Annotated in this window: 23 protein-coding genes and 1 tRNA gene; 19 read left to right on the plus strand and 5 right to left on the minus strand. The window is 63.0% G+C overall.

The window, feature by feature from the left end:
• Positions 1-204 precede the first annotated feature (204 nt).
• Positions 205-1,824: a long-chain-fatty-acid--CoA ligase gene (locus tag ACP15R_RS10045; RefSeq protein WP_424986266.1), complete on the plus strand. Its 1,620-nt coding sequence runs from the start codon at positions 205-207 to the stop codon at positions 1,822-1,824.
• Positions 1,825-1,963: 139 nt separating this feature from the next.
• On the plus strand, positions 1,964-2,449 hold the full coding sequence (locus ACP15R_RS10050; RefSeq protein WP_424986267.1) for an SspB family protein: 486 nt from the start codon (positions 1,964-1,966) through the stop codon (positions 2,447-2,449).
• A 72-nt stretch (positions 2,450-2,521) separates the two neighbouring features.
• Here the strand turns inward: ACP15R_RS10050 and ACP15R_RS10055 are convergent, their stop codons facing one another.
• Positions 2,522-3,085 carry a hypothetical protein gene (locus ACP15R_RS10055; RefSeq protein ID WP_424986268.1) on the minus strand — a complete coding sequence of 188 codons (564 nt, stop codon included), beginning with the start codon at positions 3,083-3,085 and terminating at the stop codon, positions 2,522-2,524.
• Between the two features lie 175 nt (positions 3,086-3,260).
• Here ACP15R_RS10055 and fumC point away from each other — a divergent pair, with 175 nt between their 5' ends.
• From fumC to ACP15R_RS10070, 3 genes are read left to right on the plus strand one after another with little or no spacing between them, the layout of a single operon-like run.
• Positions 3,261-4,655, plus strand: coding sequence for a class II fumarate hydratase (fumC, locus tag ACP15R_RS10060; RefSeq protein ID WP_424986269.1), 1,395 nt, complete (start codon positions 3,261-3,263; stop codon positions 4,653-4,655).
• Positions 4,655-4,831 (plus strand): DUF4169 family protein, encoded by a 177-nt coding sequence (locus ACP15R_RS10065; protein WP_424986270.1) that lies wholly within the window; start codon positions 4,655-4,657, stop codon positions 4,829-4,831. The genes fumC and ACP15R_RS10065 overlap by 1 nt, the downstream gene beginning before the upstream one ends.
• Positions 4,828-5,082, plus strand: a complete 255-nt coding sequence (locus tag ACP15R_RS10070; protein ID WP_424986271.1) for a ribbon-helix-helix domain-containing protein — start codon at positions 4,828-4,830, stop codon at positions 5,080-5,082. The genes ACP15R_RS10065 and ACP15R_RS10070 overlap by 4 nt, the downstream gene beginning before the upstream one ends.
• On the opposite strand, the gene ACP15R_RS10075 is transcribed toward ACP15R_RS10070, so the two are convergent.
• The gene (locus ACP15R_RS10075; RefSeq protein WP_424986272.1) at positions 5,083-5,274 is read right to left on the minus strand and encodes a hypothetical protein; all 192 of its coding nucleotides are present in this window, start codon (positions 5,272-5,274) and stop codon (positions 5,083-5,085) included.
• A gap of 201 nt (positions 5,275-5,475) precedes the next feature.
• Between ACP15R_RS10075 and ACP15R_RS10080 the strand changes: the two genes are divergently transcribed.
• Positions 5,476-5,549: transfer RNA gene (locus tag ACP15R_RS10080), tRNA-Gly, on the plus strand.
• A gap of 119 nt (positions 5,550-5,668) precedes the next feature.
• Here ACP15R_RS10080 and ACP15R_RS10085 read toward each other — a convergent pair.
• Together ACP15R_RS10085 and ACP15R_RS10090 are read right to left on the minus strand one after the other, a co-directional pair.
• Positions 5,669-5,947, minus strand: a complete 279-nt coding sequence (locus tag ACP15R_RS10085; protein ID WP_424986273.1) for a hypothetical protein — start codon at positions 5,945-5,947, stop codon at positions 5,669-5,671.
• Positions 5,948-6,591: 644 nt separating this feature from the next.
• Entirely contained in the window at positions 6,592-7,329 is a 738-nt protein-coding gene (locus tag ACP15R_RS10090; RefSeq protein WP_424986274.1) for a FadR/GntR family transcriptional regulator, read from the minus strand.
• Between the two features lie 87 nt (positions 7,330-7,416).
• Between ACP15R_RS10090 and ACP15R_RS10095 the strand changes: the two genes are divergently transcribed.
• From ACP15R_RS10095 to ACP15R_RS10120, 6 genes are all read left to right on the plus strand, one after another.
• A complete protein-coding gene (locus tag ACP15R_RS10095; RefSeq protein WP_424986275.1) occupies positions 7,417-8,202 on the plus strand; it encodes a DUF2182 domain-containing protein in 786 nt (261 codons plus the stop codon).
• Positions 8,203-8,206: 4 nt separating this feature from the next.
• On the plus strand, positions 8,207-8,917 hold the full coding sequence (locus tag ACP15R_RS10100; protein WP_424986276.1) for a DUF1326 domain-containing protein: 711 nt from the start codon (positions 8,207-8,209) through the stop codon (positions 8,915-8,917).
• A complete protein-coding gene (locus ACP15R_RS10105) occupies positions 8,914-9,423 on the plus strand; it encodes a DinB family protein (RefSeq protein ID WP_424986277.1) in 510 nt (169 codons plus the stop codon). The genes ACP15R_RS10100 and ACP15R_RS10105 overlap by 4 nt, the downstream gene beginning before the upstream one ends.
• A complete protein-coding gene (locus tag ACP15R_RS10110) occupies positions 9,423-10,532 on the plus strand; it encodes a dimethylsulfoniopropionate demethylase (protein ID WP_424986278.1) in 1,110 nt (369 codons plus the stop codon). Before ACP15R_RS10105 ends, ACP15R_RS10110 begins: the two co-directional genes overlap by 1 nt.
• Positions 10,533-10,644: 112 nt before the next feature.
• A complete protein-coding gene (gene acuI / locus ACP15R_RS10115) occupies positions 10,645-11,640 on the plus strand; it encodes an acryloyl-CoA reductase (protein WP_424986279.1) in 996 nt (331 codons plus the stop codon).
• Positions 11,641-12,019: 379 nt separating this feature from the next.
• Entirely contained in the window at positions 12,020-13,654 is a 1,635-nt protein-coding gene (locus tag ACP15R_RS10120) for a BCCT family transporter (protein ID WP_424986280.1), read from the plus strand.
• A 53-nt stretch (positions 13,655-13,707) separates the two neighbouring features.
• Here the strand turns inward: ACP15R_RS10120 and ACP15R_RS10125 are convergent, their stop codons facing one another.
• A complete protein-coding gene (locus tag ACP15R_RS10125; RefSeq protein ID WP_424986281.1) occupies positions 13,708-14,082 on the minus strand; it encodes a VOC family protein in 375 nt (124 codons plus the stop codon).
• A 234-nt stretch (positions 14,083-14,316) separates the two neighbouring features.
• On the opposite strand from ACP15R_RS10125, the gene ACP15R_RS10130 reads away from it, so the two are divergent.
• The 7 genes from ACP15R_RS10130 to ACP15R_RS10160 all read left to right on the plus strand — a co-directional run bounded on the left by ACP15R_RS10130 (position 14,317) and on the right by ACP15R_RS10160 (position 23,539).
• The gene (locus tag ACP15R_RS10130) at positions 14,317-15,540 is read left to right on the plus strand and encodes an aminotransferase class V-fold PLP-dependent enzyme (RefSeq protein WP_424986282.1); all 1,224 of its coding nucleotides are present in this window, start codon (positions 14,317-14,319) and stop codon (positions 15,538-15,540) included.
• A 49-nt stretch (positions 15,541-15,589) separates the two neighbouring features.
• Positions 15,590-17,011 carry a cryptochrome/photolyase family protein gene (locus ACP15R_RS10135; RefSeq protein WP_424986283.1) on the plus strand — a complete coding sequence of 474 codons (1,422 nt, stop codon included), beginning with the start codon at positions 15,590-15,592 and terminating at the stop codon, positions 17,009-17,011.
• A 178-nt stretch (positions 17,012-17,189) separates the two neighbouring features.
• Positions 17,190-18,398 carry a class I SAM-dependent methyltransferase gene (locus ACP15R_RS10140; protein ID WP_424986284.1) on the plus strand — a complete coding sequence of 403 codons (1,209 nt, stop codon included), beginning with the start codon at positions 17,190-17,192 and terminating at the stop codon, positions 18,396-18,398.
• Between the two features lie 15 nt (positions 18,399-18,413).
• Positions 18,414-18,854: a TrgA family protein gene (locus tag ACP15R_RS10145; RefSeq protein ID WP_424986285.1), complete on the plus strand. Its 441-nt coding sequence runs from the start codon at positions 18,414-18,416 to the stop codon at positions 18,852-18,854.
• A 19-nt stretch (positions 18,855-18,873) separates the two neighbouring features.
• Positions 18,874-19,995, plus strand: coding sequence for an NUDIX domain-containing protein (locus ACP15R_RS10150; protein ID WP_424986286.1), 1,122 nt, complete (start codon positions 18,874-18,876; stop codon positions 19,993-19,995).
• A gap of 72 nt (positions 19,996-20,067) precedes the next feature.
• On the plus strand, positions 20,068-21,102 hold the full coding sequence (locus ACP15R_RS10155) for a cysteine synthase A (protein WP_424986287.1): 1,035 nt from the start codon (positions 20,068-20,070) through the stop codon (positions 21,100-21,102).
• Position 21,103: 1 nt separating this feature from the next.
• Entirely contained in the window at positions 21,104-23,539 is a 2,436-nt protein-coding gene (locus ACP15R_RS10160) for a DUF3772 domain-containing protein (RefSeq protein WP_424986288.1), read from the plus strand.
• Positions 23,540-23,546: the final 7 nt, after the last annotated feature.

Raw genomic sequence — 23,546 nt, forward strand, 5'->3', positions numbered from 1 at the left:
GCAAGGTCACGGGCGAAACGGCTGGCCAGGCGCGATTTCGGGGGGCACCCGATATTGCCAACGCGGGGCAAGCTTGGCAGGCTGCGCGCGGGAGGAGACGAACCGGACAGGGGGCCGATATGGTCCGCCCTGCGGCGACGCCTCAGATAGCCAGAACATGTACGGGCGCCTGCCCGGCAAGAACCATTGTACGAGGAGCCTTTCATGCTGGGCCAGATGATGACCGCACCCCTGCTGATTTCGTCGCTGATCGATCACGCCGCGACCTATCATGGCGATACCGAGATCGTGTCGGTCGAAACATCGGGTGGCGTGACCCATAGCAATTGGCGCGCCGTGGCGCGCAATGCCCGCAAATTGGGGTCGGCGCTGCACAAGCTGGGCCTGGGAAGCCAGGCGCGCTGTGGCACGATCGCGTGGAACAACCGGCGGCACCTGGAGATCTATTTCGGTGTGTCGGGGGCCGGGTTCGTCTGTCACACGATCAACCCGCGGCTGTTTCCGGAGCAGTTGATCTATATCATCAACCATGCGGAGGACCAGGTTCTGTTCGTTGATGCCACCTTCCTGCCGATTGTAGCCAGGCTGGGCGAGCATTTGCCCAATCTCAGGCACGTTGTATTGATGGGTGGGCGCGACGAGGAACTGGCGGCGCAGGTGCCGGGTTTGATGTTCTATGACGAGTTCATCGAAACCGGCGATGACGCGTATGACTGGCCGGATCTGGACGAGAACACCGCTTCGAGCCTGTGTTACACCTCGGGGACCACGGGCAATCCCAAGGGGGTTCTGTATTCGCATCGCTCCACGCTGTTGCACAGCTATGCGGCGAACCTGGCGGATACGCTGGGCCTGACGGCGATGGACGTGGTGATGCCGGTGGTGCCGATGTTCCATGTCAATGCCTGGGGTGTTCCCTATTGCGCGGCCATGGCGGGGAGCCGGCTGGTGATGCCGGGACCGGGGCTGGACGGGGAGAGCCTGGTCCGGTTGATCGATGGGGAGAAGGTGACGCTGGCCCTTGGGGTGCCGACCATCTGGCTGGGTTTGCTGACGCAGGCCAAGGCCATGGGCAGCAGCCTGGAGAGCCTCAAGCGCACGGTTGTTGGCGGGTCGGCCTGTCCGCCGTCGATGATGACGCAGTTCCGCGAGGAATTCGGCGTCGATACGATCCACGCCTGGGGCATGTCCGAGATGAGCCCGCTGGGTTCGGTCAACATCCCGCTGGCCAAGCATCGCGACCTGCCCGAAGCGGCGCAGCACAGGGTCCGCGAGAGCCAGGGGCGTCCGCCCTTTGGGGTCGAACTCAAGATCGTCGACGACGATGGCAACACGCTGCCCAATGACGGCGAGACGCAGGGCGATCTGCTGGTGCGCGGGCATTGGGTGATCGACAGCTATTTTCGCATGGAAGACCAGGTCATTCTTGACGATGGCTGGTTCGCGACGGGGGATGTGGCGACGCTTGATCCGGACGGGTTCATGACGATCCGCGACCGCTCCAAGGATATCATCAAGTCCGGCGGGGAATGGATCAGCTCGGTCGAACTCGAGAATATCGCCATCGCCCATCCCAAGCTGGCCAATGCTGCGGTCATCGGGGTGCGCCATGCAAAATGGGACGAACGCCCGCTGCTGGTCGCGGTTGCGGCGGCCGGTGAGAATCCGAGCGAAGCGGAGTTGCTGGCCTATTACGAGGGCAAGATCGCAAGCTGGCAGGTGCCGGACAAGGTGGTGTTTCTTGATGAACTGCCGCTCAATGCCACCGGCAAGGTTCTCAAGCGGACCCTGCGCGAACAGTTTGCGGATGCGCTGACCGGCTGATCGGAGATTGCGCGGGGCAGGCGGAACCAGTGGGCGGGGGGCCTTGCGCCGGGGCTGACCACAAATTGGGGTTGTCGCAGGGTGTTGTTTATGCTCGAATCCCTTATGCCTGACGCTGTCTCCTAGCTTGGAAGAATGAATGCCCCGAGATATCGACTATGGAAACCTGATGCACACGGCGATGCGCGGACTGATCAAGTCCGTCCTGCTGGATGTGGCCGAGAACGGCCTGCCGGGGGCGCATCACTTTTTCATCACCTTTGACACCTCGCATCCCGGTGTCGAACTGGCCGATTGGCTGAGCGACCGTTATCCGGGCGAGATGACCGTGGTGATGCAGCATTGGTTCGACAATCTTGACGTGGGGGATGACGGCTTTGCCGTTACCCTGAATTTCGGCGACGCGCCCGAGCCGTTGTACATCCCTTATGACGCGATCAAGACCTTTGTGGACCCCTCTGTCGAATTCGGCCTACGCTTTGAGAATGCCGAAGAAGACGAGGAAGAGGGCGAGGTCGAGGCGCTGGTTCCCGCGGCGATCAATACCGATCACGTGCAGGAGGACGAGGCCACTGCAGCCAGATCGGATGCCGAGATCGTGTCGCTTGACAGTTTTCGGAAATAGCCGGGGCAGGGCGTTTCACCCGCCGGCCCGATCCCTGCGACGGGGCTGGCGGGTTGGCGGCGGTTGCCCGGTTCAGTCGCGTTTCAGAAACACCTCTGTGGTTCGGGTTTCCCTGCCATTCGCGGTTCGGGTGAATCTCAGATCAAGACCGCCCTGCGTCAGCGTGCGGTCGAATTGCTGCATCTCGTAGCCGCCGCTGTCATTCACGAAGAGCGAGAAAACCGTCAGCGTGTCGCCCTGGATGCGTGCCCAGACATAGGGCTCGCCATGCATCGGGTCGAGCTGGGTTTCATGGCCAAAGACGTTGCGTTTCATCGCCGCCGCAAAGACGCCCTGGCGGTCGGTGGGCAGGAAATTGACCTCGAACGTGGCATCCTTGATGCGGTTTTGCGATTTGTAGGTGGTGGTGGTCCACCTGACCGAAAAGCCTTTCTTGGTCTTGCTGATCGTGACGCTCATGTCACGGGGCTCTTTGCTGCCATCGGTGTCGATCACGTCCGCCGAGCCGGTGTAATGCCCGACAAATCGCCCGACATCCGCCCATGCGCCGGTGGCCGCAAGGCAGAACAGGGCCAGCGCCAAGATGAGCCGCCATGCGCGGACCGGGCCGGGGCGGGTCTGGGTCAGTATCGGCATCTGTGGTTGTCGTCTCCTCTCACCTCTCTACCTTAACCGGTCGCGGGGCAATCTCAATGATGCAAGTGTTGCAACCTTGAGCTATCACGGTGCAGCCTGCGCCCAGATGGCGGATTGCGCCGATTCCCCTCGGCGGATAAACGGCATGCAACCGCATACCAAATGGAGACCCAATATGTCCCGGACACGCACCGAAACCGACAGCTTTGGACCGCTCGAGGTTCCCTCCGACAAGTACTGGGGGGCCCAGACCCAGCGATCGATCCAGAACTTTCCCATCGGTTGGGAAAAGCAGCCGGTGGCCATCGTGCGCGCGCTTGGCGTGATCAAGAAGGCCTGTGCGCAGGCCAACAAGGCTTCGGGCGCGCTGGATGCGAAACTGGCCGATGCCATCATCGAGGCCGCCGGCGAGGTGATCGAGGGCAGGTTCGACGACAATTTCCCGCTGGTGGTCTGGCAGACCGGGTCCGGCACCCAGTCGAACATGAACTCGAACGAGGTGATCGCCAACCGCGCGATCGAGATTCTCGGTGGCGAGATCGGGTCCAAGGATCCGGTACATCCCAACGACCACTGCAACATGGGGCAATCGTCCAACGATACCTTCCCGACTGCCATGCATATCGCCACCGCCATGAGCGTCCGTGACGTGCTGCTGCCGGGTCTTGAAAAACTCGCCGCGGGGCTTGAGGCCAAGGCCGCGCAGTTCAAGGACATCATCAAGATCGGCCGCACCCATACACAGGATGCAACGCCGCTGACGCTGGGCCAGGAATTCTCGGGCTATGCCCATCAGATCCGCCAAGGCATCGCGCGCATCAAGGCGGCGCTGCCGGGGATTTACGAGCTTGCGCAGGGTGGCACCGCCGTCGGAACCGGGCTGAACACCAAGACGGGCTGGGGCGAAACCGTGGCCGCCAACATGGCCGAGATCACCGGCCTGCCATTTGTGACCGCGCCGAACAAGTTCGAGGCGCTGGCCGCCCATGACGCGATGGTGTTCATGTCGGGCGCGCTCGCCACGGTGGCCGGGGCGATGTACAAGATCGCCAACGATATCCGCTTTCTCGGCTCGGGTCCGCGTTCGGGGCTGGGCGAACTGATCCTCCCTGAGAACGAACCGGGCAGTTCGATCATGCCGGGCAAGGTCAACCCGACCCAGGCCGAAGCGATGACGCAGGTGGCCGCGCATGTGATGGGTAATGACGCCGCGATCAAGTTCGCCGGCAGCCAGGGGCATTTTGAGCTCAACGTCTATAACCCGATGATGAGCTACAACCTGCTGCAATCGATCCAGTTGATCGGCGATGTCGCCGACAGCTTTACCGAGCGGATGCTGAACGGCATCGAGGCCAACGAACCGCGCATCGACAAGCTGATGAAAGAGAGCCTGATGCTGGTGACGGCGCTGGCGCCGACCATTGGCTATGACAATGCCACCAAGGTCGCCAAGACCGCGCACAAGAACGGCACCACCCTCAAGGAAGAGGCGATTGCGCTTGGCTTTGTCGATGAGGAGACCTTTGAAAAAGTCGTGCGGCCGGAACAGATGATCGGCCCGCGCGACTGATGTCCAAACCGGTCAACCTGAACCAGTATCGCAAACAGAAGGCGCGGGCCGACAAACGCTCCCGCGCCGATCAAAACGCGATCCGGTTCGGGCAGACCAAGGAGGAAAAACAACTGGATCGCGCCCGCGCCGACAAGGCCCGGCGCGATCTGGACGGTCACAAGGCCGAGGAATGAGCGCACGGCCAAGGAAACACTCGCTGACCCTGCGCGGGCATCGCACGTCGGTGTCGCTCGAAGACGAATTCTGGTCGGCGTTCCGGCAGATTGCCGAGGAACAATCGATCGCGATCAACGTGCTGGCCGCCCGGATCGACGAGGAACGGGGCACCGATGCGGGGCTGGCAACGGCCATCCGCGTGTTTGTTCTGGCGCATTACCAGACACGTCTGGAAGCGCTCGAGGCCAGGCTGGAAAACCCCGCCTGATCAGCGCCTTGCCAGCATCGCAGAGCACGACTGCCGCAGGTCCGACTTGAACAGTTCCGCATATTCCGCCTGCAACCGGCCCTGCGCCCGGGTGTTTTCGCGGCTCACCTCTTGCGCGCAAAAGGCCTGGCTGTCCGCGACAGGGCCGAGATTCAGAAAGAGCCGGGCGGCGTTGGTCAGGAACACTGTCATGTCGGTCTCCTATCCGGGTTTGATGTCGTTGCAACCACGCTATCGCAGTGCGCCGCGCCAGGAACGGGGAAAATCCCGACAGAGTTCCCTCACCGTCGCCCGCAGCCAAAACCCGAGACGGCGGGCCTGGGCAAAGGAGCGCCCTGCCGCAGGCTTTTGATCTTGCGCGGCAAAGACGCTTGGGCTATCTCAAACCGCGTTGCGGGTGTAGCTCAATGGTAGAGCAGCAGCTTCCCAAGCTGACGACGAGGGTTCGATTCCCTTCACCCGCTCCAAGCCGACATCCCCCGCGTGACAAGGTGAATTTCCCCATGCCCGCCCGACGCAATTCGCGCCGGGTTGGCCTATCATGCGGATATGAGATCGGCTCGCGCGGAAGGCTCATGCGGGCTCGTCAGTTGAACGGGTTCGGATCTCCAAACAGGTCATCCAACGTCTTCTTTACTTCTTTCCATTTGTCTTTCACCCAGTCACCGATCGCGTCCACGAAATCGCCGACGGCCTTCTTGATCCTGTCCCATGCGTCACCGATGATGCTCTCCATGATGATGGGTTCGCAGTCCTTGGATTCGCCATTCCTTGCAGCGTCATATCCGGCCTCCCAGGCGGCGGTGACGGCTTTGCGAAGCTCCAGTTTGACCACCTCTTCGAATATGCGGTTTTCCTTCAACATTTTGTTTCTCCAAAATGAGTTGTCGCACAAATCTCTGGTGCGCTTGTTTTGGCGGTAATGCCAAATTCAGTTATGAGGGGTCCCCGTCAATGCAGCGTCAACCTTGCGTCAGTGCGCTTGGAATGGGGCAGGGGCCGGCCAGGTTTTTCGCGATCTGATCGCCCTGCAGGCGGTCCATCAAGGCAAGGGGAACTGCCCAAGCGGCGAGGCATGGTTCATGTCGGGCAAGGTCTGGAAAAGTGCAGGCTTCTGTTGCCAGGTGCCTGCGGACCCCGCCTTACGCGGCTAGGCGCAAGGGCTTAAGTTTCGGTGTGGTTACTGCTTACGCAGCAACGGCAACCGGAGCACGATTGTCATTTGCAATTGTACTGTTTTCGCCGGTAACGGTGGCAGACCGCCGAGACAAAGCTAACCCCTTTAGACGTTCGTCGATCCTGTTTCGGCCCCATGATCCCCAAATGAAGGATGTTGGTGGAGCCGCCGGGTACCGCCCCCGGGTCCGATCCGCTTATTACGAGCGCGTTTATGTCCATAGTCCCGAGGGACAGAAACAATATAGGCAGGGTCGTGCGGGGATGCAATCGGCCTTGGCCGATAGGCGGTACAAACTTGTCCGCGGGCGAGATCTGCGGGATAAATGCCCGTTATGGTTTGGCAGTCTTTGCGCGTGCGGCAAAGACGCTTTGGGCCAGCGCGAGGGTTTCGGTCTCGAGCGCGCTGAGGGCGTTGCTTGCGGCGGGGCCGTCCCGGGCTTCGATGGCGTTGGCGATGTCGGTATGCAGCGCCACAATGGCCTCGCGAGAGCGGGCCGTGAAGGTGATCATGTTCATCAGCGGCTGCATCGCCTCGACCGCGCCGGCGAGTTGATAGGACAGAACCGGGTTGCCGGCCCCATCCACCAGCGCCCGGTGAAACGCCACATCCGAGGCGCAGAACGCTTCGTCGGTCAGTCCGGGCTGTCCCTGGCGGAAGATTTCGGCACGCATGGTGGCCAGGTGGTCGGCGGTGCGGCGGCTGGCGGACAGCGCGGCACAGGCGCGCTCCATTGCATAGCGGGCCTCGCAGGCGATTTCAAAGCTGACCGCGTTCATCGACAGCAGCAGGGTCGAGGTGGTGATATGCTGCGAATAGGCGTCCAGGTAACTCAGCCGGTTGACAAAGGCGCCGCCAGACGCGCCCCGTTGCGTGCGGATCAGCGATTGCGCCGCCAGCCGTTTGAGCGCCTCGCGCACCGTGGGACGGGACACGGCGAAGTGATCGGAGAGTTCGGATTCAGAAGGAAGCCGTTCGTCGACGATCAGTTCGCCGGCCATGATGGCATCGCGAATGGCCTGTGCGATCTGCGCGGACAGGTCCACATTGCTGTTCGGGTCAATTTGCATCGGTGCATTTTTCATTTGTCTGACATTTAAAAGTCTGACATTTAAAAAGCAAGGGGTGAGTCGGCAAACAAGGGAGGTGTTGTGCCTGTGGCACGGCTTCGCAACGTTCTTTGGCTGGGGTTCTTTGCCGCCGTGTTGTGGGCATGGTGGGTGCTTTACTCGATGGCGGTGGGGATGGATCTCGACCTGATCGGGCGTCCCGGACCGATGGGAGAGGCGATGCGCCGGATGGACCCGCGCATGGACATGTACATGCCGATGGCCGAGTTTCTGCCGCTGTTCTGGATGTGGGCTCTCATGATGGCGGCGATGATGCTGCCGACGCTGGTTCCGACCTTGCAGAGCTATGAAGACCTGATCATCAGCGCCGATGGCAGCCGGGCAGGCTGGGTCGGGATCGTGCTTGGCTACCTGATCATCTGGCTGGTCTTTGCGGCGGTGATTGCGGGGGTACAGCTGGCGCTGCTCTTTGGCGGGGTCATCGACATGCTGGGAATCGCGACGTCGCCTTTGGCGGCGGGGGGATTGCTGCTGGTGGTCGGCCTGTACCAGTTCACCCGCGGCAAAGAGATTTGCCACGGCGTCTGCCTCAGCCCGATGGGCTATTTCCTGGGGCATTGGCGCACCGGGTTTTCCGGTGGCCTGCGCATGGGGCTGGGGCTGGGTGCCTATTGTGTGGGGTGCTGCTGGGGATTCATGGCGCTCGGCTTTGTGGGCGGGGTGATGAGCCTGCTCTGGATGGGATTGGCGACGCTATTCATGGTCGTGGAAAAGCTGCCGCAAGTTGGACAATATGTAACCAGGCCAATGGGGTGTGTGCTCGTCATCGCGGGGATCGCGGTGATGATCTGGCCCCTGACAACGGGAGGATAGAGTCATGGCGACACAGGAACGCCCGGCAGCCGACAGGTTGCCGATCAGCCAGCGGATCGACAGCCGATTGCCCAATCCCAGACGGCGCAGGATGTCGCCGACCGAGTGGGAAATCAAGGGCGAGCTGTTCATGAACTGCTCTTGCGAAGTGGTGTGCCCTTGCGGGATTTCGCTGGGCCAGCATCCGCCCACCTATGGCTATTGCCAGACCTGGTTCGCCATGCAGATCGACGAGGGGCATTTCGAGGGCGAGCGCCTTGACGGGCTGAACGTGGCGCTGTTGATCGACATTCCCGGCCGCATGGCCGAGGGGAACTGGAAGGTTGCCGCCTATGTCGACGAAGCGGCGAGCGAAAAGGCCTATTCCGGGTTGTTGAAGATCCTGTCCGGTGCCGCCGGTGGCAATACCGGCGTGTTCCACTTTCTGGTCTCGGAGATCTTGGGGGCCGAACGCGAGAAAGTCATCATCGAAAAGGATGGCCGCCGGCGTCGGATCATCGTCGGGCGCAAGATCCAGGGCGAGATCGAGATGATCCCGGGCAAGGATCCCGACACGCCGGTGTCGATGGAAAACACGCAATACTGGATGGGTCCTACGATCTATCCGGCCATCGGTCTGAAATCCAAAGTGCGCGACTATGGCCGCGTCTGGGATTTCGAAGGCAAGTCCGGTGACATCATCCCGATCCACTGGACCGGTCCGGGGCGCACATGATCGACGCGGGTTACGTGCGGATGATGGCGCGCTACAACGCCTGGCAGAACCGGCAGGTTCTTGACGTTCTGCGCGATGCGGACCCGGCGGAACTGACGCGCGAGAGGGGGGCGTTCTTCGGGTCGATTCTGGGCACGCTCAGTCACCTGCTGTGGGGCGATCACATGTGGATGTCGCGCTTTGACGGCGGCTCGGCCCCGGATGGCGGCATCGTTGACAGCCCGCGGCTGGTGCCGACGCTGGCGGCGTGGGAGGCCGGGCGCGGTCCCATGGACGGGAGGATACGGCTCTGGGCGGCGGCGCTGGACGATGTCGAACTGGCCGGGGAACTGACCTGGTTTTCCGGTGCCAGCGGGCGCGAGGTGACACGGCCGCACGGGCTGTGCATCGCGCATATGTTCAATCACCAGACCCATCATCGCGGTCAGGTCCACGCGATGATGACGGGGGCGGGACTGGCCGCGCCCGTCAGCGATATCGTTTTCATGCCAGAGGAGGAAAACTGATGGCTGCTCCGTTGTTGTCACCGTCGAACAGGCTGCGGCGAACGCCTTTTTCCGAAGGCGTCGAGGCCGCCGGGGTCAAGGCCTATTCGGTATATAACCGCATGTTGTTGCCGACGGTTTTCCGCAGTGTCGAGGAAGATTACCGCCACCTCAAGGAGGCGGTGCAGGTCTGGGATGTGTCCTGCGAGCGGCAGGTCGAACTGCGCGGACCGGATGCGGCGCGGCTGATGCAGATGCTGACCCCGCGCGACCTGCGCGGAATGACGCCGGGGCAATGTTACTATGTGCCCATCGTCGACGAGACCGGCGGCATGCTCAACGATCCTGTGGCGGTCAAGCTGGCCGAGGACCGGTGGTGGATTTCCATCGCCGACAGCGATTTGCTCTATTGGGTCAAGGCCACGGCGCTTGGCTGGCGGCTTGACGTGCTGGTGGACGAGCCGGATGTTTCGCCGCTGGCGGTGCAGGGACCGAAAGCCGATGAGCTGATGGCGCGGGTCTTTGGCGACGGGGTGCGCGACATCCGGTTCTTTCGCTTTGGTGTTTTCGATTTCCAGGGGCGCGACATGGTGATCGCGCGCTCGGGCTATTCCAAGCAGGGCGGGTTCGAGATCTATGTCGAGGGCGGTGACATCGGGATGCCACTCTGGAACGCGTTGATGGAGGCCGGCAAGACGCTCGATGTCCGCGCGGGCTGTCCCAATGCGATCGAGCGGATCGAGGCCGGATTGCTGAGCTATGGCAACGACATGACCGACGACAACACGCCGCATGAATGCGGACTTGGCAAGTTCTGCGACACCCATACCGCCATTGGTTGTATCGGGCGGGACGCGCTGTTGCGGGTGGCCAAGGAAGGCCCGCTGCAACAGATCCGGCCCCTGGCCATCGAAGGCCCCGCCGTGCCACGCTGTGACCGGTGGTGGCCGTTGCGTGCAAATGGAACGCCCGTCGGGCGGGTAAGTTCGACCGCGTGGAGTCCGGATTTCGGGACCAATGTTGCCATCGGCATGGTGCGCATGACCCATTGGGACCCGGGCACGCTGCTTGAGGTCGAAACGCCGGAGGGGCCACGGCAGGCCAATGTGCGGGAGTCCTTCTGGCTCTAGCGCCTTTGGCGCGGTCGGATGCCTCCAGCGGGAGTATTTGGACAAAGCTGAATTCAACAGGGATAACAAGCGCCGCGCATGTCGCGTGGCCGGAACAAGGATGGAGATTCAAATGTTCAATGCATTGGTCGTCAGCAAGGACGACGAGAGCGGCAAGACCAGCGCGGCGGTGACGCAGATCGGTCTGGATGCGCTGCCGCAGGGCGAGGTCACCGTGTCGGTGGCCTATTCCACGGTGAACTACAAGGATGGGCTGTGCATCGGGCCGGGGGCCGGGCTGGTGCGCAAGTACCCGCATGTGCCGGGGATCGATTTTGCCGGGACCGTCGAGGAGTCGGCGGATGCGCGTTACAAGCCTGGCGACAAGGTGGTGCTGACCGGGTGGCGCGTGGGCGAGGCCCATTGGGGCGGCTATTCCCAGAAGGCGCGGGTGAAGGCCGATTGGCTGGTGCCGCTGCCCGAGGGGTTGGATGCCCGCGCCGCGATGGCGGTGGGCACGGCGGGGCTGACCGCGATGCTGGCGGTCATGGCGCTGGAGGATCACGGTTTGCAGCCGGGGCATGGTCCGGTGCTGGTGACCGGGGCCGCGGGCGGTGTCGGTTCGGTTGCAACCGCGATCCTGGCCAATCTGGGCCATGAGGTTGCCGCGGTGACCGGGCGTCCGGAGCAGGAGGCCTATTTGCGTGAGCTGGGGGCGTCACAGATCGTCGCCCGTGATGAGCTGACCGAGGTGACCCGCAAGCCGCTGGAGAGCGAGATGTGGGCGGGGTGCGTCGACGCGGTGGCCGGCGCCATGCTGGGCCGGGTGCTCAAGCAGATGAAATACGGCACATCGGTTGCGGCCATCGGCCTTGCGGGCGGGGCGGCGATCGATGGCGCGCTGATTACGCCGTTCATCCTGCGCGGCGTGAACCTGTTGGGGATCGACAGCGTGATGCAGCCCTATGACAACCGTCTGCGGGCCTGGCAGCGCATTGCCGCCGACCTGCCGATGGACAAGCTTGAGGCCATGGTACAGCCCGCGACGCTGAGTGATCTGCCGCAGCTGGGCGCCGATATTCTCAAGGGCCAGGTCAAGGGCCGGGTCGTGGTGGACGTGAACGCCTGATCCGTTGCGACGGAGCGATTGAGCATGGCATCACCCCGGCGGGCAGGAACCGCCGGGGTGATGCAACCGGGTCGCAACCGGAGGCTGTAGGGTCGCGATTGGTTGCGTCTACCCCGCAGAAGGTTTTACCCTGAACGCGACGCGCTGGCCCGGTTGGGCCGGAAAATCCCGGATGCGCTCCGGGGAAGCCTGCGGTTTTCACGCCAACCCCGTGGACGTTGCAGCGATCGAAAAAGGGGTATCACGTGTTTGTCAGGATCATGGCGCCGGTTGATCCGGCCCGGACGGTACGCTTGTGCGTGTCGGTGGCGTGCCTGCCATCGTCACACTGCCCGGCGCGTCATCCATCGAGGAAACGCAATGAGAAACGGGGGTCATCATGAGCGATGAGTTAACCAACCAGGGCATACCGGAACCCGAAGGGGCGGCCGATGTCATCGATACCGATTACGAGATCGGTCAGGATAATGTCGAGGGCAGCGTCGGCCCGATCGGGTTTGATATTCACAACCCGGTTTTCATGGTGTCGGGGCTGGCGATCGTGGCCTTTGTGTTTTACGCGCTGGTGCTGCCGGAGCAATCGGCCGCGTTGTTCGGGTGGCTGCGCCCGGCGGTGACGGCGTCGTTTGACTGGTTCTTCATGGCGGCGGCGGATATTTTCGTGCTGTTTTGCCTGTTCCTGATCGTTTCGCCCTGGGGGCGGGTACGGCTTGGCGGGGCAGAAGCGCAGCCGGATTATTCTTATCTCGGCTGGTTCGCGATGCTGTTTGCCGCCGGGATGGGGATCGGCCTGATGTTCTATGGCGTCAGCGAACCGATGAGCCATTATTCGACCGCGTTTGGCGGTGTGACGTCCGAGGGCGGCGTGCGCACCGACTGGGCACCGCTGGGGGCCACGGCGGGGGACGAGGCGGCGTCGATCCGGCTGGGTATGGCGGCGACGATCTACCACTGGGGGCTGCACCCCTGGGCGATCTATGCGATCGTCGCGCTGTCGCTGGCCTTGTTTACCTATAACAAGGGGCTGCCGCTGACGATCCGCTCGGCCTTTTACCCGATCTTTGGCGAACGGGTCTGGGGCTGGACCGGTCATATCATCGATACGCTGGCGGTGTTCGCCACGCTGTTCGGGCTTGCCACGTCGCTTGGGTTCGGGGCGACACAGGCCAATGCGGGGCTGAATGCGCTGTTTGGTATTCCGGTCGGTCCGACAACCGAGGTAGTGCTGATCACCGCGATCACCGCCGTTGCGCTGGTGTCGGTGGTGCGCGGTCTGGATGGCGGGGTCAAGGTGCTCTCCGAGATCAACATGGGGCTGGCTTTCCTGCTGCTGATCTTTGTGCTGATCGTGGGGCCGACGGCGGCGATCCTGACCGGTTTTGCCGACAGCCTGCTGGCCTATTTCGAATACCTGCCGGCGCTGGCCAATCCGTTCGGGCGCGAGGACGTGAATTTCAGCCAGGGCTGGACCGCGTTCTACTGGGCCTGGTGGATCAGCTGGTCGCCTTTTGTCGGCATGTTCATCGCGCGGGTCAGCCGGGGACGGACGGTGCGCGAATTCGTGATCTGCGTTTTGCTGATCCCGAGCCTCGTCTGTGTCTTGTGGATGAGCGTGTTCGGCGGCACCGCCATTCACCAGGTGGTTGCCGACGGGTTCACCGGGGCGCAGGATGCGGCGCTTGAGCTGAAACTGTTTGAAATGCTCGGGCAACTTCCTCTGGCGTCGATTACCTCTTTTGTCGGCATCGTGCTGGTGGTGGTGTTCTTTGTCACCTCGTCGGATTCCGGTTCGCTGGTGATCGACACGATCACCGCGGGCGGCAAGGTGGATGCGCCGGTGCCGCAGCGGGTTTTCTGGTGCGTGTTCGAAGGCGCGGTGGCCATCGTGCTGTTGCTGGGTGGCGGGCTTGCCGCGCTTCAGGCGATGGTGATCTCGACCGGGCTGCCTTTTACGGTGGTTCTGTTGTTGATGTGCTGGGCGATCATGAAGGGCCTGTCGACCGAGGCCCGCTGACCACCGAAACACGACGTGCGACGCCCCGGCCAAACGGTCGGGGCGTCGTGGATTCAGGACCGGGTTTCAAAGAAACCGATGGAATTTCCGTCCGGGTCCTTGATGTAGAAAAACCGCCCGGGCGGAATGTCGATGATCGGTGAAATCACCTCGCCGCCGGCCTGTTTGACCCGTTCGAGCGTTTCTTCCAGCGTTCCGGCGCTGGACAGGTGCAGTGTCGGGCCGCGCCCGTCCTCGGCGGGCTCGCCCGGGTAGAGATGCAGCGAGACGCCGTTGTCAGGGGTCTGAAACATCGCGATCGGGTTGGGGCCGTCTTCCTCGCGGACCAGCGTGCCGCCGGTGGTCGCGGCATAGAACGCGGTGGCCTTGTCCAGATCCCGGACCGGCAATTCGGCCCAGACAATGGCGTGTTGGGATGGCATGTTCATGATGTGTCCTTTGCGGTTTGGATATCCCATCCCTAGCAGGGCATGTTGACAGTTTCTGTCATTACGGCGGCGCGCCGGCATCCGGACCATGGGGCATCACCCAATACCTTGAAATCGCTGATGTCGGGCCGAGTCAGGGGATACCGGTTTGACGCGAATGGCTTTGGCTGTGGCGCTTGACCTTGGCTCTCAGGAGCGGCATCCATTCCCCGTCAGCAAAGGTGGAGAATTGGTATGGCGTTGGACACAGAATTCGTGCGTGGGCAGTTTCCGGCCTTTGACGAGCCATCCTTGCAGGGGCATGCGTTCTTTGAAAATGCTGGCGGTTCATATACCTGCGCGCCGGTGATCGATCGGCTGACGCGATTTTACACACAGCGCAAGGTACAGCCCTATGCCCCTTACGAGGCCAGCCGCCTGGCGGGGGCCGAGATGGACGAGGCGCGCGCGCGAATGGCGGCGATCCTTGGTGTTGAAACCGACGAGCTGAGCTTTGGCCCGAGCACCACGCAAAACACCTATGTGCTGGCCCAGGCCTTTGGGGCGTGGATGCAGCCGGGCGAGGCCATCGTTGTCACCAACCAGGATCACGAGGCCAATTCCGGGCCATGGCGGCGGCTGGCGGATCGCGGCATCGAGATCCGGGAATGGAAGGTCGATCCCGAGACCGGCCATCTGGACCCGGCAGCGCTTGAAAACCTGCTGGACGAATCCGTGCGGCTGGTTTGTTTTCCCCATTGCTCGAACGTGGTCGGCGAAATCAACCCGGTGACCGAGATCACCGCCATTGCCCATGCGGCGGGGGCCTTTGTCTGTGTGGACGGGGTGTCTTATGCGCCGCATGGCTTTGCCAATGTCGGGCGGCTGGGGCCGGATATCTACCTGTTCTCGGCCTACAAGACCTATGGCCCGCATCAGGGGCTGATGGTGATCCGCCGGACGCTGGGCCAGATGCTGCCAAACCAGGGGCATGTGTTCAACGGCGACTCGCTCTACAAGCGGTTCACCCCGGCGGGGCCGGATCACGCGCAGGTCGCGGCCTGTGCCGGGATGGCCGATTACGTCGACATGCTGAGCGCCCATCACGATGGCCCGTCGGGCAAGCCGTCCGAGCGGGGCAGCCACGTGCATGACCTGATGCGGGCACATGAAATCGCTTTGTTGCAGCCCTTGCTGGATGCGGTCAAGGATCGCAACGCGGTGCGGCTGATCGGGCCGTCCGATGCGACACGGCGGGCACCGACGGTGGCCCTGGCGCTGAACCGCGATGCCGAAGCGGTCGCCGCCGAGCTCGCGGCGCACGGGATCATGGCCGGGGGCGGCGATTTCTACGCCGGCCGTGTGCTTGATGCGGTCGGGGTCAGGCCCGAGGACGGGGTCTTGCGGCTCAGCTTTACGCATTACACGTCGCAGGCCGAGCTGGAACGGCTTCTGACGGCGCTGGACGAGGTTCTTTGATCCGAAACCGGACGTGATGCGTAATACTCTGAAAAGAGGTTGAATGCGCATGAGCCATCCTTCCGCGATCCTGATGTGGTTCCGCCGCGATCTGCGTCTGTCCGATCACGCCGCGCTCTGTGCCGCGGCCCAGAGCGGGCGGCCTGTCATTCCGGTGTTCATTCTCGATCCGCCGACCGACGCGTTGGGCGCGGCCCCCCGGTTTCGGCTGGGGCTGGGATTGGAACGTCTGGCGCGCGCGCTCGGGGCGCGGAATAGCCGCCTGATCCTGCGTCGCGGCGACGCGCTGGAGGTGCTGCAGGACCTGATCCGCGAGACCGGGGCCGGCGCGGTGTATTGGTCACGCCTCTATGACCCGGACTCTGTTGAGCGCGACACGCGGATCAAGGCGGAGCTCAGGGCGCAGGGGGTCAGGGCACAGTCCTTTGGCGGGCATCTGCTGTTTGAGCCTTGGACCGTGCAGACCGGCACCGGCGGCTATTACAAGGTGTTCACGCCGTTCTGGAAAACGGTCAAGCAGCGCGATGTCGAACCACCGCTGGCAGGCCCCTCGCGGCTTGTCACGCCGGTGGACTGGCCGGGGTCGGACTGCCTCGCGGGGTGGCGGCTGGAGGCGCGGATGAATCGTGGCGCGCAGGTTGTTCGCGGCCATGCGCGGCCGGGCGAGGATGCGGCGATTGCGCGGCTCGATGCCTTCATCGCCGATGGTGTCGACACCTATGCCGAGCGCCGGGACATCCCCGGCGTCGACGGCACCTCGGGCCTGTCGGAATACCTGAGCCTGGGCGAGATCAGCCCACATCGCTGCTGGCATGCGGGGCTGCGTGCGCGGCACGAGGGTAAACCGGGGGCCGAGACCTTTCTCAAAGAGCTGGCGTGGCGGGAATTTGCCTATCACCTGATGCATCACACCCCACATATCCTGCGCACAAGCTGGCGCGAGGAATGGGCGGCCTTTCCATGGGATACCGACCCCGATCATCCCCATGCGGTTGCCTGGAAACAGGGGCGGACCGGTATTGAATTCGTCGATGCGGCGATGCGCGAAATGTATGTGACCGGGCGGATGCACAATCGCGGCCGGATGATCGCGGCCAGCTATCTGACCAAGCATCTGATGTGTCACTGGAAAACCGGCATGGACTGGTTTGCCGATTGCCTGACCGACTGGGACCCGGCCAGCAACGCGATGGGCTGGCAATGGGCGGCGGGCTGCGGGCCGGATGCATCGCCCTATTTCAGGGTGTTCAACCCGCAGACCCAGCTTGACAGGTTCGACCGGGACCGCAGCTATGCGCGACGCTGGATCGCCGAAGGGCAGGGCAGCCCGAACCGGGACGCGCTTGCCTATTTCGACGCGGTGCCGTGCCGGTGGGGGCTGTCTGCGGCAGACACCTATCCGCGCGCCGTGGTGGCCGTGGACGAGGGACGCAAACGCGCGCTCTCGGCCTATGAAAACCGCGGGTTCTGAGGCGGTTCAGGATTTCGTGGAAACGGGCATATCGAAATACGCGCCCAGCCCAGGGGAGAGGCAGCGTGTTTCTGGTTCTGACGAAACCTGAACCGATCTGGCGCACATGGCCAGTTCCCTTGCCTGAAATCCTGTGAGGATTTAACCTTTTGGCAGGGAAGTGGCAGGGGATGAGCCGATGATCCTGACAACAACAGAGGGGCAGCAGAACCTGCCCCGGTATTTCGCGCAGGCGATGGACACGGTGCAGCGGCTGCAATGCGGGCGGCTGGACATCCACCTGGATGACGGGCGGGTGTTTCGTGCCGAGGGGCGGCGGCCCGGTCCGGTGGCCGAACTGCATGTGCATCATCCCGACCTCTTCGCGCGGCTGGTGCGCGAGGGCGACCTGGGGTTCTGCGACGCCTATCTGGAAAACTGGTGGAGCACGCCCGATCTACAGGCCTTCATGGACCTCGTGCATCTGGGCAACGACATGATCTATGATGGCTTTCCGGGCATGTCGCTGGTGCGCGCCTATGAACGACTGCGGTTCTGGCTGCGCCGCAACCATCGTGAACAGGCCCGCAGGAATATTTCGTACCACTATGACCTTGGAAACGAATTCTATGGTCTGTGGCTGGATGACACGATGACCTATTCCAGCGCGCTGTTCACCACCGGGCAGGAAAGTCTCGAAGCGGCACAGACCGCGAAATACGCCTCCATGCTCGACCAGATGCAGGCGCGGCCCGGCGATCACATCCTGGAAATCGGCTGTGGCTGGGGCGGCTTTGCGGAATATGCGGCGCGGGAACGCGGGATGCGGGTGACCGGGCTGACGATCAGCGAGGAACAGTTGAAATTCGCGCGCGAACGGATCAACCGGGCCGGGCTGGGCGAACGCGTGACCTTCAAGATGCAGGATTATCGCGACGAAACCGGCACCTATGATGGCATAGCCAGTATCGAGATGTTCGAAGCCGTGGGCGAAAAATACTGGCCGGTGTTCTTTCAGAGCCTGCGCGACCGGTTGAAACCCGGGCGCAATGCGACCTTGCAGATCATCACCGTCGCCGACCGCCGGTGGGAGGTCTACAAGCGCGGGGTCGATTTCATCCAGAAATACATCTTTCCCGGCGGCATGTTGCCTGCCCCCTCGATCCTGCGGCAGCAGATCGAACAGGCCGACCTGACCGTGGCGCGCTCGATCGAGTTCGGCCCAAGCTATGATCTGACCCTGCGCCGCTGGCACCAGACCTTCAACGAGAAATGGGATGACATTGCCCGGCTCGGTTTTGACGATCGGTTCCGGCGGATGTGGAATTTCTACCTCACCTCCTGTGCGGCGGCTTTTGACAGTTCCAATGTGGACGTGACACAGATAACGGTGACACGACCGACCTAGGAGCTGAACCGCCCAATGCCCACTTCCTCACGCCTTGTTGCCGGCCTGTGCCTGGCGCTTCTGGCGTTCGTGCTGTCCCGCCAGATCATGCCGCTGATGCCCGAGGGCATGAATTTCGGCTATTTCACCCATGTCAACATGGGGATCGGCCTGCTTGTCGGTTGGATCATCGTGGGAAGCCGCGCGGGGCGGGGCACCACGACGGCGATCAACAACGGGCTGACCGGGGCCGCCGCGTTGATATTCTGGGGGCTGTTCGTGCAGTCCTGCTATGAGATGGTCGATCAGGCGATGAACAACCGCTATGACGGCCCGCTGGAAGCGATTGTCGCCATCTTCGGAATTGCAACCGACTATGCCCGCATGTTGCTGGTGCCGACGGTCATCGGGACCGCACTGTTGGGCGGGGCGGTGTCGGGGCTGGCGACCGAATGGACATGGCGCCGCTGGCGCTGATCACGGGAGCTTGGATAGATTGGCCGATTTCTTTTTCTATGGCACGCTGCGCCATGTGCCGCTGTTGCAGCTTGTGCTGGGTCGGGCGCAGGGGGCGCTGACGGTCAGCGCCGCCACGCTGGCCGATCACGGCGTGTTTCGGCTCGGAGACGAACCGTTTCCCCATTTCGCGTCGGTGCCCGGTGCCGTTGCCACCGGCATCCTGCTGCACGATGTCTCGGAGGACGAGGCAAACCGGCTGCGCTTTTACGAGGGCGGGTTTGCCTATCGGCTGCGCGAGGTTTCGGTGCGTGCGGAAACGGGCGACATGGTTCCTGCGCTGGTGTTCTATCCCGACACTGTCGATCAGGCGACGGAGCGAGCGTGGTCGCTGCCGGATTGGGAACGCGACTGGGCCGAGATCAGCCTGTGTGCCGCCGCCGAGGCCATGGCGTGGTATGGCCGCAAGAGCGCCGAAGAGATGACCCTGGCCTTTCCCGGCATGCGCCGGCGGGCCTCGGCGCTGGTCGCCGGGCGCAAACGGCAGGCGGACCCGGATCGCGACCTGTCGCGCGATGTGCGCGTGGCGGCGCATCACCATCCCTATACCAAGTTCTTTTCCATGCAGGAAATCGACGTGCAGGTGCGCCAGTATGATGGCGGCATGAGCGATGTGTTGAACCGTGCAGCGATCCTGGTGGGCGAGGCGGCGGTGGTGCTGCCCTATGATCCCCGGCGCGACTGTGTGTTGCTGATCGAACAGTTCCGCGCGCCGGTATTCATGACCGGCGATCCCGCGCCCTGGGTCTGGGAGCCAGTCGCCGGGCTGCTTGAGCCGGGAGAACCGCCAGAGGTGGCGGCCCGTCGCGAGGCGCTGGAAGAGGCGGGCCTGGCGTTCGGGCGGCTCGAACCGGTGGGCGGGATGTACTCCAGTACCGGCTCGTCGACGGAATACCTGCACCTGTTTGTCGGTCTCGCGGATCTGGCTGGCAATGTCACCGGGACCGGCGGCACCGACGAGGGCGAGGATATTCGCAGCAAGGTGATCTCTTATGACGCGCTGATGCAAGGGATCGACGCGGGCGCATACAAGGACATGCCTCTGGTCACCACGGCGCTCTGGCTGGCACGGCACCGCGGCCGGCTGCGCGGAACCGCGTAACAGTGGCGTGTCAACGCTTGAGGTCGGCAAGGTCCGGCGATACATGGGGCGGGAACAACTTTTGAGGGCATCATGCATATCGCACGTGATCTGGCCGAGGCCGTAGGAAACACGCCGTTGATCCGGCTGCGCCGCGTCAGCGAGGAAACCGGCTGTGAAATTCTGGGCAAGGCCGAGTTCATGAACCCGGGCCAGTCGGTCAAGGACCGCGCGGCGCTGTTCATCATCCGCGATGCCATCGCGCGCGGTGAATTGCAGCCGGGCGGCACCATTGTCGAAGGCACGGCGGGCAATACCGGGATCGGGCTTGCGCTGGTTGGGGCGTCGATGGGGTTCAAGACCGTCATCGTGATCCCGGAAACCCAGAGCGAAGAGAAAAAGGACATGCTGCGCCTTGCCGGGGCAGAGCTGGTCCAGGTGCCCGCGGCACCATACCGCAACCCCAACAACTTCGTGCGCTATTCCGAACGGCTGGCCAGGGAATTGGCCAAGACCGAACCCAACGGTGCCATCTGGGCCAACCAGTTTGACAATGTCGCCAACCGTCAGGCCCATGTCGAAACCACGGGTCCCGAGATCTGGGCGCAGACCGAGGGTCGGGTCGACGGCTTTGTCAGCGCGGTCGGCTCGGGCGGCACGCTCGCGGGGGTGGCCGAGGCGTTGCAGCCCAAGGGCGTCAAGATCGCGCTTGCCGACCCGATGGGGGCCTCGCTCTACAGCTATTACACCACCGGCGAACTTGTCGCCGAGGGCGGCAGCATCGCCGAGGGCATCGGACAGGTGCGCATCACCGAGAACCTGAAAGGGTTCAAGCCGGATTTCTCGTACCAGGTTCCGGACGAAGAGGCGTTGCCCTATGTCTTTGACCTGCTGCGTGACGAGGGGCTGGTGATGGGCGGTTCGACCGCGATCAACATCGCCGGCGCGGTGCGCATGGCGCGCGATCTGGGGCCAGGCCACACCATCGTGACCGTGCTGTGCGACTATGGCACGCGCTATCAGTCCAAGCTGTTCAACCCGGCCTTCCTCAAGGACAAGAACCTGCCCGTGCCAGCGTGGATGACACGGGGTCCGGTGTCGATACCGGGCGTGTTCGAGGACGCCTGACATGCGCACGCTGCGTGCCTGCCTGCTGACCCTGCTTTCGATCACCCTGCTGTGGCTCGGAACGGTTGCGGGCGCGCAGCAGTTCAGCGATGAACAACGCGCCTTTCATGACCGCTGGCTGGCCACGGCACAGCGTGCAGAGGCGGTGCTGAACACCAAGCGGGCGTCAAACGCGTCGCTGGAACAGCTGCGCAGCGAGATCGTGGAATTCCGCGACACCTTCAACATAAGCCGCACCCGCAACAGCGACCGGATCGAAACCCTCGAGAGCCAGCTCAAGGCCCTGGGACCGGCCCCCGAGGATGGCGGCACCGAGGTTGCGGATATCGCGCAGCTGCGCCAGCGGCTGAATGACCAGCTCGACAATCTGCGCGTGCCGCAAGTTATTTCGGAAGAGGCCTATAGCCGCGCCAACGGGCTGATCGGCGAGATCGACTCGACGATCTGGTCGCGCACCAAGCGGGAGTTGCTGTCGCGCGGACCCTCGCCGTTGAATTTCGCCCTCTGGCCCGAAGCCTATCGTGAAACCCGGCAGGCCATTCTGCGGCTCTATCACGAAACCACCCAGAATTTCGGGATCGGCGCGGTCAGGGCACAGGTACAGGACCGGTTGCCAGCAATTGCCATCCTGACGATCATCGGCATGGTCCTGTTGGTCAAGGGCAAGCGGTGGTCGGACCGGCTGGGCAATTACCTGCGTTCGCTGGGCGGGGCGGGGAGCGGCGTCTGGACCTTCGTGATCTCGCTTACCCGGATCCTGATCCCATGGGGCGGCGTGGTCTTTCTGTGCGGCGCGTTGCAGTTTACTGGCATTCTCGGGGTGCGCGGCACGCTGTTGGTTCAGCAGATACCCTATCTCGCGGCGATCTATCTCTATCTCGACTGGATCCGCAGGCAGATCGTGACCCACGCGATCCAGACCGATCCCGAAGGCCATATAGCCGCCAAAGCGACGCAATACCGGATCTATGTGGGGCTGTTGGCGCTGTCCCTGATCCTGCAGGACCTGATCCGCCTGTTCGAGCGCATCGACAACCCGTCGGAAGGGACGCTCGCAGTCATCTATTTCCCGCTGATCCTGGCGACGGGCCTGGTGCTGTTGCGGATGATGCGCCTGCGCAAGCCGCCATCATCCGACACCGGTGAAGCCGAGGACGAGGGCCGCAAGGTCGGGTTTTCCAGCGTCATCGACCTGGTTCAGCGCATCGTCTACATGCTCGGGATCCTGTCACCGCTGCTGGCCGCGTTCGGCTATGTTGCCGCCGCCGATGCGATCGTGTTCCCGGCGGTGGAAACGATCGCGCTGCTGGCGACCTTTGTCATTCTGCACCGCTTTGCCGCCAACATCTATGGCTGGACCTCGGGCAAGGGCGAGGCCGCGGCGGATTCGCTGCTGATCGTGGTGGTCGGCTTTGTGCTGGCGGTGCTGGCCCTGCCGATCCTGGCACTGATCTGGGGCGCGCGCCCTGCCGAGCTTGCCGAAGTCTGGTCGATGCTGATGAGCGGCTTTGACGTGGGCGGGATCACCATTTCGCCGACCATCTTCATCGTTTTTGCGGTGGTCTTTACCATCGGCTATTCGCTGACCCGGCTGTTGCAGGGCGGGTTGCGCAATTCGCTGCTGCCCAAGACCAAGATGGACCCCGGCGGGCAAAACGCGGTGGTGTCCGGGGTTGGCTATATCGGCATCTTTGTCACCGCGCTGCTGGCGATCATCAGCGCGGGGATCGACCTGACCGCGCTTGGCTATGTTGCCGGTGCCCTTTCGGTTGGTATCGGTTTCGGCCTGCAGAACATCGTCTCGAACTTTGTTTCGGGCATCATCCTTTTGATCGAGCGCCCGATCTCCAAGGATGACTGGATCGATGTCAACGGCCAGATGGGCTATGTGCGCGACATCTCGGTGCGCTCGACACGGATCGAGACCTTTGACCGTACCGACGTGATCGTGCCGAACTCGGATCTGATCAGCGGCACGGTCACCAATTTCACGCGGGGCAACACGGTTGGCCGGGTGATCGTTCCGGTTGGCGTTGCCTATGGTACGGATACCCGCAAGGTCGAAACCATCCTGTCCAAGGTGGCAAATGCACATCCCATGGTGCTGGCCCATCCCGCGCCCAGCGTGGTGTTCCAGGGGTTCGGGGCCGACTCGCTCGATTTCGAAATCCGCGCGATCCTGCGCGACGTGAACTGGATGCTGTCGGTCAAGTCCGACATGAACCACGAGATCGCCCGCCGCTTTGTCGAAGAGGGGATCGAAATCCCGTTTGCACAGCGCGACATCTGGATCCGCAATCCCGAGGCCCTTGGCGCGGTGCCCGGCGAAGCTCTGACCAATGATGCGGACGACCCCGAAGCCGCGCCATCTTCTGCACCGGTCGAGATGACCGAGATCGACATGGATGACAGCGCGGCGGACAGCGACGATCACTGACGCCGGG

The sequence above is a fragment of the Microbulbifer sp. S227A genome (assembly GCF_049800935.1).

Excerpts from the sequence above, each read along its gene's own strand:
- ACP15R_RS10090 (WP_424986274.1), bottom strand. The coding sequence starts at position 7,329 with ATGCAAATTGACCCGAACAGCAATGTGGACCTGTCCGCGCAGATCGCA.
- ACP15R_RS10065 (WP_424986270.1), top strand. The coding sequence starts at position 4,655 with ATGTCCAAACCGGTCAACCTGAACCAGTATCGCAAACAGAAGGCGCGG.
- ACP15R_RS10125 (WP_424986281.1), bottom strand. The coding sequence starts at position 14,082 with ATGAACATGCCATCCCAACACGCCATTGTCTGGGCCGAATTGCCGGTC.
- ACP15R_RS10075 (WP_424986272.1), bottom strand. The coding sequence starts at position 5,274 with ATGACAGTGTTCCTGACCAACGCCGCCCGGCTCTTTCTGAATCTCGGC.
- ACP15R_RS10160 (WP_424986288.1), top strand. The coding sequence starts at position 21,104 with ATGCGCACGCTGCGTGCCTGCCTGCTGACCCTGCTTTCGATCACCCTG.
- ACP15R_RS10145 (WP_424986285.1), top strand. The coding sequence starts at position 18,414 with ATGCCCACTTCCTCACGCCTTGTTGCCGGCCTGTGCCTGGCGCTTCTG.
- ACP15R_RS10100 (WP_424986276.1), top strand. The coding sequence starts at position 8,207 with ATGGCGACACAGGAACGCCCGGCAGCCGACAGGTTGCCGATCAGCCAG.
- ACP15R_RS10070 (WP_424986271.1), top strand. The coding sequence starts at position 4,828 with ATGAGCGCACGGCCAAGGAAACACTCGCTGACCCTGCGCGGGCATCGC.
- ACP15R_RS10130 (WP_424986282.1), top strand. The coding sequence starts at position 14,317 with ATGGCGTTGGACACAGAATTCGTGCGTGGGCAGTTTCCGGCCTTTGAC.
- ACP15R_RS10085 (WP_424986273.1), bottom strand. The coding sequence starts at position 5,947 with ATGTTGAAGGAAAACCGCATATTCGAAGAGGTGGTCAAACTGGAGCTT.
- fumC (WP_424986269.1), top strand. The coding sequence starts at position 3,261 with ATGTCCCGGACACGCACCGAAACCGACAGCTTTGGACCGCTCGAGGTT.
- ACP15R_RS10050 (WP_424986267.1), top strand. The coding sequence starts at position 1,964 with ATGCCCCGAGATATCGACTATGGAAACCTGATGCACACGGCGATGCGC.
- ACP15R_RS10135 (WP_424986283.1), top strand. The coding sequence starts at position 15,590 with ATGAGCCATCCTTCCGCGATCCTGATGTGGTTCCGCCGCGATCTGCGT.
- ACP15R_RS10140 (WP_424986284.1), top strand. The coding sequence starts at position 17,190 with ATGATCCTGACAACAACAGAGGGGCAGCAGAACCTGCCCCGGTATTTC.
- ACP15R_RS10155 (WP_424986287.1), top strand. The coding sequence starts at position 20,068 with ATGCATATCGCACGTGATCTGGCCGAGGCCGTAGGAAACACGCCGTTG.
- ACP15R_RS10045 (WP_424986266.1), top strand. The coding sequence starts at position 205 with ATGCTGGGCCAGATGATGACCGCACCCCTGCTGATTTCGTCGCTGATC.
- ACP15R_RS10120 (WP_424986280.1), top strand. The coding sequence starts at position 12,020 with ATGAGCGATGAGTTAACCAACCAGGGCATACCGGAACCCGAAGGGGCG.
- ACP15R_RS10110 (WP_424986278.1), top strand. The coding sequence starts at position 9,423 with ATGGCTGCTCCGTTGTTGTCACCGTCGAACAGGCTGCGGCGAACGCCT.
- ACP15R_RS10055 (WP_424986268.1), bottom strand. The coding sequence starts at position 3,085 with ATGCCGATACTGACCCAGACCCGCCCCGGCCCGGTCCGCGCATGGCGG.
- acuI (WP_424986279.1), top strand. The coding sequence starts at position 10,645 with ATGTTCAATGCATTGGTCGTCAGCAAGGACGACGAGAGCGGCAAGACC.
- ACP15R_RS10105 (WP_424986277.1), top strand. The coding sequence starts at position 8,914 with ATGATCGACGCGGGTTACGTGCGGATGATGGCGCGCTACAACGCCTGG.